This is a genomic window from Enterobacter cloacae complex sp. IR5450, assembly GCF_049238665.1.
GTDB lineage: Bacteria > Pseudomonadota > Gammaproteobacteria > Enterobacterales > Enterobacteriaceae > Enterobacter > Enterobacter hormaechei_C.
Genome location: NZ_JBMKIC010000019.1, coordinates 71724 through 91031 on the forward strand (window position 1 = coordinate 71724; position 19308 = coordinate 91031).

General features: G+C 55.8%; 15 protein-coding genes and 1 other RNA gene. 4 read left to right on the forward strand and 12 right to left on the reverse strand.

Annotated elements, in window-relative coordinates:
- Positions 1–55 precede the first annotated feature (55 nt).
- Positions 56–1042, forward strand: coding sequence for a glutathione S-transferase family protein (locus ACOTYB_RS15365; protein WP_003862653.1), 987 nt, complete (start codon positions 56–58; stop codon positions 1040–1042).
- 106 nt (positions 1043–1148) lie between these two features.
- The gene (locus ACOTYB_RS15370; RefSeq protein WP_000384149.1) at positions 1149–1514 is read left to right on the forward strand and encodes a DUF805 domain-containing protein; all 366 of its coding nucleotides are present in this window, start codon (positions 1149–1151) and stop codon (positions 1512–1514) included.
- Between the two features lie 38 nt (positions 1515–1552).
- On the opposite strand, the gene yhaJ is transcribed toward ACOTYB_RS15370, so the two are convergent.
- The gene (gene yhaJ, locus ACOTYB_RS15375; RefSeq protein ID WP_220317082.1) at positions 1553–2455 is read right to left on the reverse strand and encodes a DNA-binding transcriptional regulator YhaJ; all 903 of its coding nucleotides are present in this window, start codon (positions 2453–2455) and stop codon (positions 1553–1555) included.
- 104 nt (positions 2456–2559) lie between these two features.
- Between yhaJ and ACOTYB_RS15380 the strand changes: the two genes are divergently transcribed.
- Positions 2560–3261: a pirin family protein gene (locus ACOTYB_RS15380; RefSeq protein ID WP_003862658.1), complete on the forward strand. Its 702-nt coding sequence runs from the start codon at positions 2560–2562 to the stop codon at positions 3259–3261.
- Positions 3262–3340: 79 nt separating this feature from the next.
- Here ACOTYB_RS15380 and ACOTYB_RS15385 read toward each other — a convergent pair whose 3' ends face one another.
- From ACOTYB_RS15385 to garL, 11 genes are all read right to left on the reverse strand, one after another.
- Entirely contained in the window at positions 3341–4645 is a 1305-nt protein-coding gene (locus ACOTYB_RS15385; RefSeq protein WP_045335774.1) for a serine dehydratase subunit alpha family protein, read from the reverse strand.
- Positions 4646–4665: 20 nt separating this feature from the next.
- A complete protein-coding gene (locus tag ACOTYB_RS15390) occupies positions 4666–5997 on the reverse strand; it encodes an amino acid permease (protein ID WP_022649483.1) in 1332 nt (443 codons plus the stop codon).
- 274 nt (positions 5998–6271) lie between these two features.
- Positions 6272–8566 carry a formate C-acetyltransferase gene (gene pflB / locus ACOTYB_RS15395; RefSeq protein WP_023314890.1) on the reverse strand — a complete coding sequence of 765 codons (2295 nt, stop codon included), beginning with the start codon at positions 8564–8566 and terminating at the stop codon, positions 6272–6274.
- A 15-nt stretch (positions 8567–8581) separates the two neighbouring features.
- Positions 8582–9790 carry a propionate kinase gene (gene tdcD / locus ACOTYB_RS15400; protein WP_063979254.1) on the reverse strand — a complete coding sequence of 403 codons (1209 nt, stop codon included), beginning with the start codon at positions 9788–9790 and terminating at the stop codon, positions 8582–8584.
- 30 nt (positions 9791–9820) lie between these two features.
- Positions 9821–11152: a threonine/serine transporter TdcC gene (gene tdcC / locus ACOTYB_RS15405; RefSeq protein ID WP_003862666.1), complete on the reverse strand. Its 1332-nt coding sequence runs from the start codon at positions 11150–11152 to the stop codon at positions 9821–9823.
- 10 nt (positions 11153–11162) lie between these two features.
- The gene (gene tdcB / locus ACOTYB_RS15410) at positions 11163–12152 is read right to left on the reverse strand and encodes a bifunctional threonine ammonia-lyase/L-serine ammonia-lyase TdcB (protein ID WP_022651901.1); all 990 of its coding nucleotides are present in this window, start codon (positions 12150–12152) and stop codon (positions 11163–11165) included.
- Between the two features lie 96 nt (positions 12153–12248).
- Positions 12249–13169: a transcriptional regulator TdcA gene (gene tdcA / locus ACOTYB_RS15415; RefSeq protein ID WP_003862670.1), complete on the reverse strand. Its 921-nt coding sequence runs from the start codon at positions 13167–13169 to the stop codon at positions 12249–12251.
- Positions 13170–13840: 671 nt separating this feature from the next.
- An RNA gene (gene rnpB, locus ACOTYB_RS15420) (RNase P RNA component class A) lies at positions 13841–14217 on the reverse strand.
- Between the two features lie 32 nt (positions 14218–14249).
- Complete coding sequence (garK, locus tag ACOTYB_RS15425) at positions 14250–15395, reverse strand: glycerate 2-kinase (protein ID WP_003862672.1); 1146 nt, start codon at positions 15393–15395, stop codon at positions 14250–14252.
- 56 nt (positions 15396–15451) lie between these two features.
- Positions 15452–16342: a 2-hydroxy-3-oxopropionate reductase gene (gene garR, locus ACOTYB_RS15430; RefSeq protein WP_032660438.1), complete on the reverse strand. Its 891-nt coding sequence runs from the start codon at positions 16340–16342 to the stop codon at positions 15452–15454.
- A 21-nt stretch (positions 16343–16363) separates the two neighbouring features.
- Complete coding sequence (gene garL / locus ACOTYB_RS15435) at positions 16364–17134, reverse strand: 2-dehydro-3-deoxyglucarate aldolase (RefSeq protein WP_045332928.1); 771 nt, start codon at positions 17132–17134, stop codon at positions 16364–16366.
- Positions 17135–17501: 367 nt separating this feature from the next.
- On the opposite strand from garL, the gene garD reads away from it, so the two are divergent.
- Entirely contained in the window at positions 17502–19073 is a 1572-nt protein-coding gene (gene garD, locus ACOTYB_RS15440; RefSeq protein ID WP_409248943.1) for a galactarate dehydratase, read from the forward strand.
- Positions 19074–19308 lie beyond the last annotated feature (235 nt).

Here is a 19308-nt window from a genome sequence, read left to right on the forward strand (position 1 = left end):
CATTCAAAGCGAGGAGACATCTCCTCGCTTTTGCTATCTGACGGAGGAGAAAAAAATGGGACAACTCGTAGACGGCGTCTGGCAGGATGTCTGGTATGACACCAAATCCACCGGTGGACGCTTTAAGCGCTCTGTTTCGGCCTTCCGTAACTGGCTGACCGCCGACGGCGCACCCGGCCCGAGTGGCGAAGGGGGCTTTGCGGCGGAGAAAGATCGTTATCATCTGTACGTTTCTCTCGCCTGTCCGTGGGCGCACCGCACGCTGATTGTGCGCAAACTTAAAGGCCTCGAATCGTTAATTCCGGTTTCGGTGGTCAACCCGCTGATGCTGGAAAACGGCTGGACGTTCGACAGTGACTTCCCTGCCGCGACGGGTGATGAGCTTTATCATCACGATTTCCTGTATCAGCTCTATCTGCGCGCCGATCCGCACTACACCGGACGCGTAACGGTGCCTGTGCTGTGGGACAAGAAAAACCAGACGATCGTCAGCAATGAATCCGCTGAAATCATTCGCATGTTCAATACCGCGTTTGACGCACACGGTGCCCGCGCCGGGGATTACTACCCGGTTGAGCTGCGCGAGAAAATTGACGAGCTGAACGGCTGGATCTACGACAACGTCAACAACGGCGTCTACAAAGCGGGCTTTGCCACCAGTCAGGAAGCGTACGACGAAGCGGTCGGCAACGTGTTTGGATCCCTGGAGCGCCTGGAGCAGATCCTCGGCCAGCATCGTTATTTAACGGGCGATCGCCTCACTGAAGCAGACATCCGCCTGTGGACGACGCTGATCCGCTTTGATCCGGTATATGTCACCCACTTCAAGTGCGACAAGCATCGCATCAGCGATTATCTGAACCTGCACGGTTTCCTGCGTGACATCTATCAGATGCCGGGGATTGCGGAGACGGTCAATTTTGACCATATTCGCACCCATTATTTCCGCAGTCATAAGACCATCAACCCAACGGGCATTATCTCCATTGGCCCGTGGCAGGACCTGGATGAACCGCACGGGCGCGACGTGCGTTTCGGATAATTATTTAGGGAATCAATTGATTCCCTTTTTTAATTCACAGCATACATCTATCCTTACCTCGATCGCTTAGAAAACAAGTGATTGACTGATTAAGAGGCAAGGAAAAATGGACTGGTATTTAAAGGTACTGCGCAACTATTTTGGTTTTGGTGGCCGTGCCCGCCGTAAAGAGTACTGGATGTTCGTTCTGGTGAACTTCGTCCTGATTATGGTGCTGGGCATTGTGGACAAGATCCTCGGCTGGGAACGCGAGGGGGGTGAAGGCATTCTCACCACCATTTATGGTGTGTTAGTTCTGCTGCCTTCATGGGCCGTACTGTTTCGTCGTCTCCACGACACCGATCGTTCGGCGTGGTGGCTGCTGTTGCTGTTGATCCCGCTTATCGGCTGGATCGTGATTTTGATTTTCAACTGTCAGAGCGGAACGCCGGGCGAAAACCGCTTTGGTCCGGATCCTAAGGCAAGCGCGTAAATTCTGCCCGGTGGCGCTTACGCTTACCGGGCCTACGCTTATTTGTTGTGGTGGGCAAAGAGCTTGGGAATTTCACGCAAACACCACGATTTGGCTTCGCCCATGCTATCGCGACGCCACGCCATAATAATATCCACTTCGCTGGTGTATTCCGGGCTGACGACGCGCAACCGCCCTTCTGCAATGTCCTTTTCAACAAACGGGTACGGCATAGTCGCCACGCCCAGCCCCGCCAGGAGCGCCTGTCGCTTATCTTCCAGCGACGTTACCGTCAGTCGCGGCTGTTTATCCAGCAACTGTACCGTTAACACCGGGCGCTCTCGGGCGGTATCCGCGACCGCCACGCCGCGGTATTTCACGCGCGTGACCTCAGAGAGCGGCTCCGGCTCCTGATGGATAGGGTGATCCGGCGCGGCGACGTAGACGTTCATCACGCTGTAGAGCTTGCGCGAATTGATTTCTGACGATGAGCGGAAATGCATGTCTGGCGCAATCACGATATCCGCCCTGCCCGTCTCAAGACGCTCCCATGCCCCGGACAGCACCTCGGTGATGATCGAGAGCTGGGTATTGGCTTTCGCGGCCAGTTTGTCCACCAGCGGAAACAGCGCTTCGGTGGGCACCAGCGCTTCGGTCACTAACGTCAGATGGGTTTCCCAGCCGCGGGCCAGCGCTTCGGCATCGGTCGTCAGCTTATCCGCCGCTTCCAGCAATACGCGGCCGCGCTCCAGCAGCATCCGCCCAACGTTGGTGAATTTTGTTCGATGACCGGAGCGATCGAAGAGCACAACATCCAGCTCCTCTTCCAGCTTTTGCATGGTGTAGCTCAGCGCAGACGGAACGCGCCCCAGTTCATCTGCCGCCGCGGCAAAACTGCCGCGCCTGTCAATCGCGTCCATGACGCGAAGCGCCTCAAGCGTCAATGCTCTCTCTTTAGCCATCTCGTTCTCATTCAGGAAATTTGAACATACCAGGCAGAATATCTGGCTAACAATGCAGCGTCCATACCTTTACCATTGATTTAGTGTAAAGAGAGGTCAAGTTTATGATTACGACAAGAACAGCGAAACAGTGCGGACAAGCCGATTTCGGTTGGTTGCAGGCCCGCTACACCTTTTCCTTTGGACACTACTTTGACCCTAAACTCCTCGGTTACGCTTCACTGCGTGTATTGAATCAGGAAGTGCTCGCCCCGGGCGCGTCCTTCCAGCCGCGCACGTACCCGAAAGTCGATATCCTGAACCTGATCCTGGAAGGCGAAGCAGAATACCGCGATAGCGAGGGCAATCATGTACAGGCGAAGGCTGGCGAGGCGCTGTTAATTTCTACTCAGCCAGGTATTAGCTACAGTGAGCATAACCTCAGCAAAGACAAAACGTTGACCCGCATGCAGCTGTGGCTGGATGCCTGTCCGGAGCGGGAAAATCCGCTGGTGCAAAAGATCGATCTGAAGGGCGATCAACAGCAGCTGATTGCCTCGCCAGACGGCAGCAAAGGCAGCTTGCAGTTGCGCCAGCAGGTGTGGCTGCACCATATCGAACTGAAAAAAGGTGAACAGGCGAGCTTCCAGCTTCATGGCCCGCGTGCCTATTTGCAGTCCATTCACGGAACGGTGCATGCGGTCACGCATACGGAAGAGAAAGAAGCGCTCACCTGCGGTGACGGGGCGTTTATTCGTGACGAAGCGAATATCACTCTGGTTGCCGATACGCCGCTGCGCGCGCTGTTGATTGATTTGCCGGTTTAAGATCAACATGCCCCTCGCTCGATCGGTTCCCTCTCCCTATGGGAGAGGGTTAGGGTGAGGGGTAACGGATTGGATTAGATCACAACACCTTACTCGCCATAATCTCAATGATCTGCCGGTCCGTCGCCTGCATTGAGCGGCACGCCAGAGCGCACAGGTTAGAGATAGACTGTTCCACGTCGTGCGCCACAATCCCCTCGTTACCCGTCACCGCAGTATCATCCAGCGCCATCATCACGGCTTTCCAGGCGCTGGTGACGCTGGTCGAGACCTTCATTGCACAGCTGTTAGAAGCCCCATCGCAGATCATCCCGCTCACGTCGCCGATCATACTGCCGATCGCCATGGCAATGGTCTGGTAAGATCCGCCCATCAGCCACGCCATCCCCGCCGCTGCCCCCATTCCGGCGGTTGTCGCCGCGCACAACGCGGACAAGCGCGGAAGCTGGTAATGGATATAGATAGCCGACAGATGCGAGAGCATCAGCGCCCGCGCCAGCCGTTCGTCATCAGCGTGAACGTGCTCAGCCACCACCACTACCGGCATGGTGGCGGTGATGCCCTGATTCCCGGAACCCGAGTTGCTCATCGCTGGCAGCGTCGCGCCTCCCATGCGGGCATCCGAGGCTGCGCTGGTGCGGATAATAATGTCTGAACCCAGATCCTGCGCCATCCAGCCGCGTGCGCGTTGTTTATTGAGCGTCGCGCCAATATGCAGCCCCCAGTTACCACGCAAACCTTCGCGGGAGAGCGCATCGTTCAGCCGCCCCGCATCGAGGATAAAGCGGATCGCGTCGAACGGCACCTGCTCCACAAACTCAAGGATCTGCGACAGCGTGGTGGTCGAGAGTACCGCCAGCGGATCGTTATTGTTCTGGCTCTGACGATCGTCAAGCCTGAAGCACGTTTCGCCCTGACAAACTACCTCCACCACGCGAGTATGCCCGCCAGCGATGGTCACCATCGCCGAGGATTCACCGGCGTAAACGCAGGCGCGTGAATAAAGGATCTCATCGCACGGCTCCTGCAATTTTACCTGCACCAGACCCGCGTTCAGCAGTGCTTTGGCGCGCGTTAGCGCCTCGGCCGACGCGTCTTTCAACACCTCCAGCCCGGCGTGTGCATTACCGCCTGTCGCCCCCAGCGCGGCCGCGATGGGTAAACCGACCATACCGGTGCCGGGCACCGTTACGCCAAGCCCGTTTTTCATCAGGTTCGGCGATACCCACGCCTCGATACGCGTTACCTCACCGGAAAGCTGTCCGGCAGCCATCGCACACGCCAGCGCCAGCGAGACGGGTTCGGTACAGCCCAGCGCAGGCTTTACCTCTTCCTGCACAGCGCGAATAAAATGGTTCCATAAAGGATTAATTTGCTCAGACATCGTTACGACCTTATTTAACCTCATGAGAAGGCGAGGAAAGGAGAAACACAAAGCAGCAGCCCGGTAATTACGATAATTACCAGCGATACGCCTTTATATTTATGAAGTGCGGGCACTTTGTAGACCAGCCACGCCGGAATTAAGCAGCCCACCATCCCGAAAATAGGGCTACAGATGGAGGTGAAGCTCAGCACCGGCGCGTTTAATACAATCGCGCTCCAGGCCAGCAGGATGGCGAACAGCATAATCCCGCGCTGGACGGCATTTTCATTGATTTTTTCCGCCGGCATTTTGCGGCGCAGGATGTTCATCACGATGCCCTGCGTCGCCTCACGAAAGCCGAGATAGACGCCAAAGAACGCGGTCATCACGGCGAAAATGTTGAGGATCACGCTGACGATTTTGACCCAGCCCGCACCGTCACCGCTGATGAACTGTGCTGCGATTGCCAGGGCGGAAATATTCTGCTCGTAGGCTTTTACCGCCTCGTCGTGCCCCATCGCCAGCGTGAAGGAGACCGCGTAGAAAAAGACCGTCACAAACAGCACGCCAAAGGCGATATTCATTGCCCGCAGCGCTTTATGACGCGCCACCTCTACGGATTTTTCCCGTGAACGATAGGAAATCACCATCGGGCTTAAAGTCTGAATAAACAGAATGGAGGTTAAGGTGAAAGGCAGCGTAATAATGGCGTTTTTAATCAGCAGCCCCATCGGCGGCAGCATACCGACGTTGGCTAAATGCCAGAGGCCAATCATCGAAAGACCCAGCGCCGCCACTACAAATAATTTGGTCAGCACCATCAGGCTGGAGACTTTAAACAGCAGTTTTTCACCGCGCGACGAGATGGCGACCAGAATGCAGATCAGGAATAAGCCGTAGAACGGATTTTCCGACAGCAAACCGTCGGTTACGCCGAAGGTGTGCAAATAGGAGGCGCTGTCGTTGGTGATAGCCGTGGAATAGACAAACATCCAGATCACCAGCATCACGAAATAAAGCGCACCCAATAAGATGCCCCAGTTTTTACCTAAATAACCGCTAATGACGCTCGGGTAATCTTTGCATTCCGGTGATTCCGCCAGCGTATTAATAAACAGGCGCTGGAACAGGTACATAGCCGGATAACCAATTATCGACGAGAGTAAAAACACCCACAGCCCCATTAACCCGACCTGCACCGGAAGAAAAACGATGCCCGCGCCGATAGCCATCCCGATACTCATGATGACCCAGCCCGTATCGGTGCTGTCAAATTTGATCGCCTCTCGCCATTCGCTTTCGCTCATTCCCGCCCGCCTTGCCGCAGGGGAATCACTCACAATCACACTGCTGTTTGTTGCCATATTCATTGGGCACTCGCTTATTTTGTAGGGTAACTGGTTGTTTTTATAAGGTTCCGACCGCCAGCGATTGCGAGTCAGAGGGTGCAGGTGTGAGTTATTGATATGGGGAGATCATATCCGGAGAGCGGGAGAAAAAAGTCACAAGTTTTATAGGGATTTCATAAGGCGCGAGGAAAATATTACTTCTGAACAGCAGAAAAGAGAGTGAGTTTTCTAAAATCGACCGAGTTCACAAAATTAAAAGCCTCCTCATTAGAGGAGGCTGAAGATGGAGCATGCATTACATCGCCTGCGTAAACGTCCTCGAAATCACATCCTGCTGCTGCTCGCGCGTCAGAGCATTAAACCGCACCGCATAGCCTGAAACGCGGATCGTCAGGTTCGGATAGTTCTCCGGATGGGCGATGGCATCCAGCAGCATCTCCCTGTTCATCACATTGACGTTCAGGTGCTGACCGCCCTCAATGGTCGCTTCGTGGTGGAAGTATCCGTCCAGCAGCCCGACAAGGTTGGTTTTGCGCACCGGCTCGTCCTTGCCCAGTGCCTGCGGCACGATGGAGAAGGTGTAGGAAATCCCGTCTTTGGCATAGGTGAACGGCAGCTTGGCGACCGAGGTTAACGACGCCACCGCCCCTTTTCTGTCGCGCCCGTGCATCGGGTTGGCGCCAGGCGCAAACGGCGTGCCGCCGCGTCGTCCGTCCGGCGTGTTCCCGGTCTTCTGGCCGTAAACCACGTTGGAGGTGATGGTCAGGATCGACTGCGTCGGTACCGCGTTGCGGTACGTCGGCAGCGCCTGGATTTTCTTCATAAAGCGCTCAACCAGATCGCAGGCGATACTGTCCACACGATCGTCGTTGTTGCCGTACTGCGGATAGTCGCCTTCGATGATGAAATCGACCGCCAGACCAGTGTGGTCGCGTACCGGTTTTACCGTGGCGTATTTGATGGCCGACAGGGAATCCGCCGCCACCGACAGCCCGGCAATGCCGCAGGCCATGGTGCGGTAGACGTCCCGGTCGTGCAGCGCCATCAGCGAGGCTTCGTAGCTGTATTTATCATGCATATAGTGAATGAGATTCAGCGCGCTGATGTACTGTACCGCCAGCCAGTCCATGAAGTGATCGAGGCTCGCCATTACGGTGTCGTAATCCAGTACCTCATCCAGCAGCGGCTCGGTTTTCGGACCGACCTGGATCTTCAGCTTCTCATCCACCCCGCCGTTGATTGCGTACAGCAGCGTTTTCGCAAGGTTGGCGCGTGCGCCGAAGAACTGCATCTGCTTGCCGATCACCATCGGGCTGACGCAGCAGGCAATGGCGTAGTCGTCGCTGTTGAAGTCGGTGCGCATCAGATCGTCGTTCTCGTATTGCAGCGAGGAGGTGACGATCGACACCTGTGCGGCGTATTTCTTGAACGCGATCGGCAGTTTTTCGGACCAGAGGATCGTCAGGTTTGGCTCCGGCGCAGGCCCCATGGTGTGCAGGGTATGCAGGTAGCGGAAGCTGTTTTTAGTCACCAGCGTGCGCCCGTCCAGCCCCATGCCGCCAATCACTTCCGTGGCCCAGATCGGATCGCCGGAGAAGAGCGTGTCGAACTCCGGCGTGCGCAGGAAGCGCACCATGCGGATCTTCATGATGAAGTGGTCGATCAGCTCCTGGGCCTGCACCTCATTCAGCCTTCCTGCCTGCATGTCGCGTTCAATGTAGATATCGAGGAACGAGGCCGTGCGCCCCAGCGACATCGCCCCGCCGTTCTGGGATTTCACTGCGGCAAGGTAGGCAAAGTAGACCCACTGCACCGCTTCCTGCGCATTCATCGCCGGACGTGAAATGTCAAAGCCATAGTTCGCCGCCATCTGCTGGATCTGGAGCAACGCACGTTTATGCTCCGCCAGCTCCTCGCGCAGGCGGATCGTGGCCTCCAGTTCTTCTCCGCGCTCCAGTTTCCCCTGGAGATCGGCGAACTGAAGTTCACGCTCGCGCACCAGATAGCTGATGCCGTACAGCGCCACGCGGCGGTAGTCGCCGATGATGCGTCCGCGCCCGTAGCCGTCCGGCAGACCGGTCAGCACCCCCGATTTGCGGCAGCGCATCATCTCCGGGGAGTAAACGTCAAACACGCCCTGGTTGTGGGTTTTGCGCAGGTCGGTAAAGAGATATTCAAACTGCGGATCCATCTCGCGACCGTAGGCTTCGAACGAGCTGCGGATCATGTTGATCCCGCCGTACGGATGCAGGGCGCGCTTGAGCGGCTTGTCGGTTTGCAGGCCGACGATCGTCTCCAGCTCCTGATCAATATAGCCCGGCCCGTGCGCGGTAATGGTAGTGGCGATGTTGGTGTCGAAATCCACCGGAGCGTGGGTGGCATTCTCCTGACGAATGCCGACCATCACCTTCTGCCACAGCGCCGTCGTTGCTGGCGTCGCCTGCGCGAGGAAAGCTTCATCGCCTTCATAAGGGGTGTAGTTATGCTGAATAAAATCGCGCACGTTGATGGCGTTTTTCCATTCTTCACCACGAAACCCGGCCCATGCGTCGCTGTAAGGCGCGACGCCCGTATCGATTGTTACTTTCATCAGATTCTCGCTTTATCAGGCGTAAGCCGCAGCCGGAGCAACCTTCCCAAGACGGAGGGCGTCCAGCGCGATCATTTTTTCTTCATTGGTAGGGATCACCGCGCAGGCCGCGCGGGACGACTCGGTGGAGATCACGCGCTCGCCCGCGCTGCCCGGCAGGGCATTTTTGGACTCGTCGAGGATGATGCCAAACACCTTCAGATGCTCCGCCACCAGCGCGCGGATAAGCACGGAGTTCTCACCGATCCCGCCGGTAAACACCACGCCATCCAGACGGTGCAGGGACGCGGCATGACCGGCGATATGCCGCGCAATCCGGTGGACAAAGGTCTTTATTGCCAGCCGCGCCCGCTCGTTGCCGTCATGCCAGGCTTTCTCCAGCGCGCGCAAATCGGAGGAGATACCGGAGATCCCCAGCAGCCCGGACTCTTTGTTGACCACGCGCTCCAGATCCTCGAACGACTGGCCGGTCTGCCGGGCAATCCACGCCATCGCGCCAAAATCCACGTCTCCGCAGCGCGTGCCCATCACCAGTCCTTCAAGCGGCGTCATCCCCATGGACGTGTCCACGCTTACGCCGTTACGCACCGCGCAGATGGACGCCCCGTTGCCGAGATGGGCAATTACCAGGCCGCTGTCATCGGGAGAGAGCCCGAAAAGCGCGTGCGCCTGCGCCGACACATAGCGGTGAGAGGTGCCATGGAAACCGTAGCGGCGCACGCCCAGCTCTTCAAAATAGCGGTACGGCAAGCCGTACAGATACGCCTGCGGCGGCATGGTCTGGTGGAAGCTGGTATCAAATACCGCCACCTGCTGCACGCCGGGGAACAGGCGCTCGGCGGCTTCCACGCCGCTCAGGTTGGCGTAGTTATGCAGCGGCGCGAGCGGGGAGACCTGGCGGATCTGCGCCATCACCTCTTCCGTGATCAGGGTCGACTCGCTGAAGAGGTCACCGCCGTGGGCAATGCGATGGCCAATCAAAGCCACGCTGCCCATCAGGTTGCGTTTCTCCAGCTCAAGGGCGATGGCGGCCAGCGCCCCTTCGTAGTCCTGGTGAGCCAGTCTGACCGGCTCCCCCCCATTCACGGAAATAAAGGCTTTTTCTGTGTTGATGCCGTCCGCAATGCCCGTCATCAGGGCATCGCAGCTTGCGGCGTCCAGCACCGAGAACTTAACAGAGGACGATCCGCAGTTAATGACCAGTACTACCGGAAACTCAATCATGGTATGGCTCCGCTCTTCCTGAGCTTTGGTTTAAAACAGTTTGTACACGATGTTCAGAATGGTCAGCAGACCGACCACGGTTACGAAGATGTTCTCGGTCCGGCCTTTGTATTTCGCCAGCGCCGGTGCCTTGCGGATGGCGTACATCGGCAGCAGGCACAGCAGAGAGGCGATAATTGGCGCGCCCATGGCTTCAATGAGGTCCAGAATGTTCGGGTTGGCGTAGGCCACAATCCAGGTGGAGCCCATGATGAAGACCATGCTGATGGTGTTCAGCTTGCCGACGGAGACGTTCTTCTTGTCGCCCTTGTAGCCGAACTTGATGATCAGGCCGTTCAGCCCCTCCAGCGTGCCCAGATAGTGGCCGAAGAAGGATTTAAAGATAGCGACCAGCGCGATGATGGACGCGCCGTACTCCAGCACGGTGGCGAACGTGGATTTACTGCCTGACATCGACGCAAAGTGGTTCGCCAGGTAAGAGAGCACCGGAATGTTCTGCGCTTTGGCGTCCGCCATGTTCTGCGGAGAGAGTGTAAACAGGCAGCTAAAGGCGAAGAACATCACCACCGCCACCATCAGCAGGCTGGCGCGACCGATGATTTTGGAACATTTCTGCTCGGTAAACTCTTTCCCGAACTCCGGTTCGTACTCTTCGCGCTTGGAGACCACAAACGAGGAGACGATAGGCGAGAAGTTGAAGGAGAAGACCATGATGGAGATCCCCAGCCACACCGTGACCAGAATGCCGTCATGACCGGTGAAGGCGATATCGCTCAGGTTAACCTGGTCGATCACCGCCGAGTTCCAGTACGGGATCAGCGAAAGAGAAATCAACACCAGGCTGGCGATGAACGGGAACACCAGGTAGCTCATCACTTTCACCATCAGGTCTTTACCGAACCAGATAACAAAGGCCATCAGCAGCAGCAGGAACAGCGCCACCACGCCGCGGTTCAGGGCAGGCATCTGGAGCTGGTTTTCCCAGAAGGTCATAAAGGTGTTGGTAATAGTGACGCCGTAAATCCACAGCAGCGGGCAAATGGCAAAGAAGTAGAGGAAGGTGATTACCACCCCGCCGGTCTTACCAAAATGCTCCTCCACCGTTTCGGTGATGTTGCCGGAGACGTTACTGCCGGACAAACACAGACGCGCCAGCGCGCGGTGGCAGTAAAAGGCAATCGGGAACGCGAGTACCAGCATCAGCAGGATGGGGATCAAGCCGCCAAAGCCTGCACGGATAGGGAAGAACAGCACGCCTGCGCCAATGGCGGTACCAAACAGGCCGAGCGTCCAGGTGGTATCAGATTTACGCCAGGAGGACGTTTTTGTCTGGCCAACGATAATGCTTTCTGTGTTGCTCATAAGTCATCCTTTATGCGTCAACGAAGCCGGTAATTTGGGAAACACGGGAGAGATCGATATTGCCGCCGGAAATAATGCAGACGGTTTTACGGCCCTGGATATAGTGGTCCAGCTTGCCGCTTAATAACGCCGCGCACGCCAGTGCGCCAGCACCTTCCGTGACCACTTTATTTCGCTGGATAAGCGCGATCATGCTGTTGCGAATCTCGTCTTCGCTGACCAGCACAATGTCATCGACTAATTCACGAACAATTTCGAAGGTTAAATTACCCGGGCGAGACACATCGCAACCGTCTGCTAATGTGCCGGTAATGCGGTGGTTCGTTATTTCACCAGCCTGATACGACGCCGCCATTCCGTGCACGTTTTCAGACTGCACGCCGATAATATTGATAGTTGGGTTGATGGATTTAATTGCTGTCGCAATACCGGCAATTAAACCGCCGCCGCCGATGGGGACAATCACGTTATCCACGTCATATAAATCTTCGAGGATCTCCAGGCCGATGGTGCCCTGACCGGCGATCACTTTCGGATCGTCGTAAGGCGGGATAAAAATGCGCCCTTCCATCTCGACGATTTCGCTCACTTTGGCGATGGTGTCGTTAAAGTTCTCGCCGTGTAGCACCACTTCGGCAGAGTAGTCGCGCGTGGCGGCAACCTTGGATTTCGGCGCGCCCATCGGCATCACTACTTTGCCGTCGATGCCGAGCATGGCGCAAGAGAGAGAGACCCCCTGCGCGTGGTTCCCTGCGGAACAGGCCACCACGCCCTTGCGTTTTTCCGCATCGGTCAGCGAGCTTAATTTATTAAACGCCCCACGTATTTTAAACGAACCGGTACGCTGCATATTTTCAAATTTCAGGAATATCTCACCCTTACACCGTTCGCTCAGATAATTTGAGCGCGGCATACCGGTTTTATAGATCTTTCCCGCCAGTCTTTTTCTGGCGTCCTGAATATCTTCAATGGTCACCGGGAGATCGTAAGTAATGTGCATAATATCCTCGTTATAATAATTCATTGTTTTCAGGCAAAGTTAGGGTAACAGAGCGTTAAAAAGCGTCGCTCCGGGTGTTTTAAATCATCATTATTTCTATCGTCGTTTTTCGGTATTCATCGACGAATATTGTTTTGCCAGTTCAACTAATACTGACGCCGATTTTTTAATACTGTAATTTTTTGACCACACGGCGGCATAACGCGCCACGGGTAATTCATCTTCCACCGGCAGGACAATGAACTGGTCCGAGCCGAATGGCGCAATCATGTCACGGGGGATCACCGTCAGGTAATCGGCATTGAGGACAAGGTTATAGATGGTGACGACGGAATCGGTCTGGACGATGTTTTCAATGCTGATGTGGTTGTCTTGCAGGGTGGTCAGAAGTTCGTTGTAGTAGCCCATATCGGTTTGCGGCATCACCCACTGCTCGTGTGTGAGCGATGCCAGTCTGGTCGGGCCGGTGCACGTTCGTGATTTACTCGCCACCAGCACAAACTCGGATTCAAACAGTGGCTCAACGTGAAGATCCTGAAGCTGCATCCCGTCGCTCAGCGTGCCGATGGCGAAATCCAGCCGGCCATCGCGAATGGCGGGCAGGAATGAAGAGAGCTGCGCTTCATACATTGAGACGCGTGCCTTCGGGAACACTTCCTTGAATTTTTTGATCATCCCGGACAGGAAGGTGAAGCCAATCAGCGAGGGATAGCCGAAGGAGACGTCCATGACGGTACTGAAACTGAGGCTGTTGATCTCGCTTACCATGTTTTTCATTTCGCGGGTGATCGACTCAGCGTAGGACAGCAGCACCTGACCGGCAGCAGTGAGTTTTACGCCGGTGTTTTTACGCACCATCACTTCCACCCCAAAGTAAGATTCGATGTCGCTGATGATTTTGCTGACGGCAGGTTGCGTCAGCCCCAGTTGTCTTGCAGCAGAACCTATGGAGCCACTTTTGATGACTTCCTGAAATACCACGAGGTGCTGAGTTTTCGGTAGAATAATAGTATTCATAATATTCTGCGCTTATTTCCCTATGACGCAGCGGATTCTACCCAATATTGTTTCAGGGGGTATGTGCTGTTACTCACAATTTGCCAGGACGCTCTGTTTCCAGTCGCACCAGAAAACTATTTATATCTTTAAAAATCAAATGTTTATCACAATAAAAATACGCATTTACGCTGACATCGATCAATAAAAAACGCGGTAATAAATTTATTTTATGGCAATAACCAGCGTGAATTTTTTTCCTTAAAAATATTAATAAAGGCTATCTTTCAGGCAATTAAAGGTCAATAAAACACCATTATTCCTTTAAAACATTTTTGTGGTTTATCAACTTTACCAGGAGTATTTATTCACTTTCCGATCAAAGAGTGGGATATATCACACATTCACCAGAAGAATGTTTTTAGATTCAATATTAAATTATCAAATGAATAACATTCGGCATCACTGACTAAACATTTACAACATCTGCTCAACACTAAATTTTTCTAATTTTATAGCGTTAAATTTTGTGATTACGATCATGCGCAGCAGATGAGAGGAACACGCAGCCGAACAAATAGTGAAACGTGCTTAGCGTCGCAAAATTGAGAATTGATGTCGTTTGGCGCTTCGCTTACCCGGCCTGCAACCTTCAGAAAGCAAAAACCCCGCCGAAGCGGGGTTTGGTAAGAAGTTGAAGCTGACCGATAAGCCGGGTTCTGTCGTGGACAGTCATTCATCTAGGCCAGCAATCGCTCACTGGCTCAAGCAGCCTACCCGGGTTCAGTACGGGCCGTACCATGTGAACCCCTATTTGGCCTTGCTCCGGGTGGAGTTTACCGTGCCACGGACTGTTACCAGCCGCGCGGTGCGCTCTTACCGCACCCTTTCACCCTTACCTGATCCCGCTTGCGCGGGCCATCGGCGGTTTGCTCTCTGTTGCACTGGTCGTGGGTTTCCCCCCCAGGCGTTACCTGGCACCCTGCCCTGTGGAGCCCGGACTTTCCTCCCCTCCGCCCGTCTCCCCCGAAAGGGACGACGACGAAGCGGCGACTGTCTGGTCAGCTTCGGCGCGCAGTATAGAGGGTTTGCGCGTCGCTGTCACCCCTGGCTACGCATGCCTACCTGCAATGTGGCCGCGATATTCCGCGAGGCGCGGTAAATGTTGTCATACGCGCCCTGGAACGCCTCTTCCAGTGAGCCGATGCGGGTCAGTACGCTGAACACCGCATCGATGCCGTACTGATGCACCACACCCACATCCTGCGTCAGACTTCCGGCAATCCCTATCACTGGCTTATGGTATTTTTTGGCGACGCTCGCCACGCCGACGGGCACTTTGCCATTTATGCTCTGGCTGTCGATGCGCCCTTCCCCCGTCAGCACCCACGTGCAGTCGTGAATATGTTCTTCAAGATTGAGCGCCTGAGTGACAATCTCAATGCCGCTTTTCAGCTCTGCGCCCAGGAAGGCCATCAGCGCCGCGCCCATGCCGCCCGCCGCTCCTGCCCCTGGAACCCGGTTGACGTCAATGCGCAGCGTTTTTTTGATCACTTCGGCATAGTGGCTAAGACTGGCGTCGAGTTCGAGGATCATCTCCTCCGTGGCGCCTTTTTGCGGTCCAAAGATACGCGACGCGCCGCTTTCACCGACCAGCGGATTCGTCACGTCACAGGCGACACGGATTGCGCACCCCTGAAGACGCGGATCGAGATCCGAAATATCAATCCGGTTAAGCGCCATCAGGCTGCCGCCGCCGTAGCCGATCTCCGTCCCGTTCGCATCCGTAAACTTCGCGCCCAGCGCCTGCATCATGCCTGCGCCCCCATCGTTGGTTGCGCTCCCGCCGATACCGATAATGATGTTGCGCGCGCCTTTATCCAGCGCGCGGAGGATCAGCTCCCCCGTCCCGCGCGACGTCGTGACCAGCGGGTTACGCTGCGCGGGAGGAACAAGCACCAGGCCGCTGGCGGCGGCCATCTCGATAAACGCGGTGGTACCGTCGCCCGAGATCCCCCAGCTGGCCTTCACCTTTTCCCCTAACGGGCCGGTGACGACAGCCTGCTGCCAGGTGCCCTGCGTAGCGGCGATCATCGCTTCAACCGTACCTTCTCCGCCGTCAGCAACGGGAACAGACACGTAATGAGCGTCGGGGAAAATTTCCCGAAATCCTTTTTCTATCGCCTGCGCCACCTCAGTGGCAGACAGGCTTTCTTTATAAGAGTCTGGCGCGATTACGATTTTCATAGTTGTATGCCTGAGCCGTAGGCCCGGTAAGCGTAACGCCACCGGGCGGGACGTCATTAGCGAGCAATTTCAACCTTCGCCAGCTTTTCGTAATAGCACGCTAACGCGCTGTGATCGGCGGTGCCCAGACCATCCGCACGCAGCGCCTGCATCATCTCCATGACGGCGGCAGTCAGCGGCAGCTGCGCCCCCACGCCGTGGGAGGTATCCAGCGCATTCGCCAGATCCTTAATGTGCAGATCGATGCGGAAGCCCGGCCTGAAGTTACGATCCATCACCATCGGCGCCTTGGCATCCAGCACGGTGCTGCCCGCAAGACCACCGCGAATGGCCTGATAGACCAGATCCGGATTAACGCCCGCTTTGGTGGCCAGCGTTAGCGCCTCCGACATAGCCGCGATGTTCAACGCCACAATCACCTGGTTTGCCAGCTTGGTGACGTTGCCTGCGCCAATTTCACCGGTGTGCACCACGGAGCCAGCCATGGCTTTCATCAGGTCGTAGTATTTGTCGAACACGGCTTTATCGCCCCCTACCATCACCGACAGGGTGCCGTCGATGGCTTTCGGTTCGCCGCCGCTGACCGGCGCATCCAGCATCTCCACGCCCTTCGCTTTCAGCTCCTCGCTGATTTCGCGGCTTGCCAGCGGTGCGATAGAACTCATGTCGATCACCACCAGACCCGGCTTCGCGCCATCGATAATGCCGTTCTCACCCAGCGCCACCTCTTTCACGTGCGGGGAGTTTGGCAGCATGGTGATAATCACGTCGCACTGCTCAGCAATTGCTTTTGCGGTTGTCGCCGTTTCTGCGCCAGCCGCAATCACCTCTGCCACCGCGTCTGAATTACGATCTAAAACCACCAGTGAGTAACCTGCTTTGATGAGGTTTTTGCTCATTGGTTTGCCCATGATACCCAGGCCAATAAAACCCACTTTCAGCGTCATAATCTGTTTCCTCAATGATGGTTATTTTTTAAAAGCGTCCGCTAATTTCTGCGTGGCGGCGCGGAATACGCCGAGATCGCTGCCGACGGCGACAAACGTTGCGCCCCATTCCAGGTAACGGCGGGCATCGGCTTCCACTGGCGCCAGAATGCCGCACGGTTTACCGTGCGCTTTGGCACGGGCAAAAATGTGCTGAATTGCGCGCTGCACATCCGGATGGCTGGCGTTACCCAGATGACCAAAGGCGGCCGCCAGATCGCTCGGGCCGACGAAAATGCCGTCTACCCCCTCCGTCGCGGCAATAGCGTCGACGTTATCGACCCCCTGCTGGCTCTCGATCTGAACCAGAATGGTGATGTTCTTGTTGGACTGGGAGAAATAGTCCGGCACGGTGCCAAACATGTTGGCGCGGTGCGAGACGGACACGCCGCGGATCCCTTCCGGTGGATAGCGGGTCGCCGCCACGGCCAGCACCGCTTCTTCTTCCGTTTCAACAAACGGGATCAGAAAGTTGTAGAAGCCGATATCCAGCAGACGCTTGATGATCACCGGCTCGTTGGTGGGCACACGCACCACCGGCGCGCTGTGGCTGCCTTTCAGCGCCATCAGCTGCGGAATAAACGTGTTGATATCGTTTGGCGCATGTTCGCCGTCCAGCACCAGCCAGTCGAACCCGGCCAGGCCCAGCACTTCGGTGCTGATGGGGTTGGCCAGCGCAGACCAGCAGCCAATCTGAATCTGATGCGCCGCGAGGGCCGCTTTAAATTTATTCGGGAAGATGTCGTTACTCATTACTTATACCTTTTTTAATTCCGCAGTTTTAGCCAGTAACTTTTCTTATTTATTCCGACTCAGCGTCAGCGTTATATTTATTTTCCTGACTGAATTTTGGCGTTATAAAATCGTCATTCAGTATAATCGTCACCACCCGGCAGCACATTGTCTCAATGCTCAATTATCCAGCGGGAGTAACACGCTATTTTGAGCATTTGCCCAATGCAGTGGGCGCTGATGCACAGAATCAACGATTAGTGTTTCGGGAGCGATCGCGATCACATTCTCACTTTTCCTCTCCTGACATTCTTTATTTCCTCAATAAGAAACGATTAACCATCTGGCTATATTTAGTATCAGATATTTTGCTGGAGAAGAGTGAACAATGGCCGATATTGAAATTCGACAGGCGTCGCCGACGGCGTTCTATATAAAAGTGCACGATACTGATAACGTGGCGATTATTGTCAACGACAATGGCTTAAAAGCTGGCACCCGCTTTCCGGATGGCCTGGAGCTGATTGAGCACATTCCGCAGGGGCATAAAGTCGCACTGGTCGATATCCCGGCTCACGGTGAAATCGTGCGCTACGGCGAAGTCATCGGCTATGCGGTGCGCGCTATCCCGCAGGGTAGCTGGATTGAGGAGTCGCTGGTTGAGCTGCCCACCGCCCCGCCGCTGGAGACGTTGCCGCTGGCTACCCGCGTCCCTGAGCCGTTGCCTCCGCTGGAGGGTTATACCTTCGAAGGTTACCGCAATGCGGATGGCAGCGTGGGAACCAAAAACCTGCTTGGCATCACCACCAGCGTGCATTGCGTGGCGGGCGTAGTGGATTACGTTGTGAAAATTATTGAGCGCGATCTGTTGCCGAAATACCCCAACGTTGACGGCGTGGTGGGTCTTAACCACCTGTACGGCTGCGGCGTGGCGATCAACGCGCCGGCAGCGGTCGTGCCGATCCGTACGATTCACAATATCGCCCTTAACCCAAACTTTGGCGGTGAGGTAATGGTGATTGGTCTCGGCTGTGAAAAATTGCAGCCAGAACGCCTGTTGAAGGGTACTGAGGATGTGAAAGCCATTCCGGTTGACGATGCCAGTGTTGTGCGTCTTCAGGATGAACACCATGTCGGCTTCAGATCGATGGTCGACGACATTTTACAGGTGGCAGAGCGCCATCTGGAGAAGTTGAACAAACGCCAGCGTGAAACCTGCCCGGCCTCTGAACTGGTCGTTGGGACACAGTGTGGCGGCAGCGATGCGTTTTCCGGCGTCACCGCTAACCCGGCGGTAGGTTATGCCTCCGATCTGTTCGTGCGCTGCGGCGCCACGGTGATGTTCTCCGAAGTCACCGAAGTACGTGATGCTATCCACCTGCTCACGCCGCGCGCCGTCAACGAAGAGGTGGGCAAACGCCTGCTGGAGGAAATGGCCTGGTACGATAACTATCTCGACATGGGCAAAACTGACCGCAGCGCCAACCCGTCTCCGGGTAACAAGAAAGGCGGCCTCGCGAACGTGGTGGAAAAGGCCCTCGGGTCGATTGCCAAATCCGGCCAGAGCGCGATTGTGGAAGTGCTCTCCCCTGGCCAGCGACCAACCAAACGCGGCCTGATTTACGCGGCAACGCCTGCCAGTGATTTCGTTTGCGGCACCCAGCAGGTGGCGTCCGGCATTACGGTACAGGTCTTTACCACCGGGCGCGGCACGCCGTACGGCCTGATGGCGGTACCGGTGATCAAAATGGCGACCCGCACCGAGCTGGCAAACCGCTGGTATGACTTAATGGATATCAACGCGGGCACCATCGCCACCGGGGAAGAGAGTATTGAAGAGGTGGGCTGGAAGCTGTTCCACTTCATTCTGGATGTGGCAAGCGGGCGGAAGAAAACCTTCTCCGATCAATGGGGATTGCATAACTCGCTGGCGGTGTTTAACCCGGCGCCGGTGACGTGATTGTCCCTCACCCTGCCCTCTCCCCACCGGGGAGAGGGTAAAAAACCGCACCGAGCAGTCCCCTCTCCCCTATGGGGCTGAGGGTTCCCCACAAAATAATGCCTGCACAGACGGCCCCCTCTCCCTTGAGGGAGAGGGCTGGGGTGAGGGGAAACATACGGCTCTGGTGGTCATTCCGTTCACTTTATGTTCCTTGCTACTCTGTCACGACATGACCGGTGAACGTGCCAGGGTG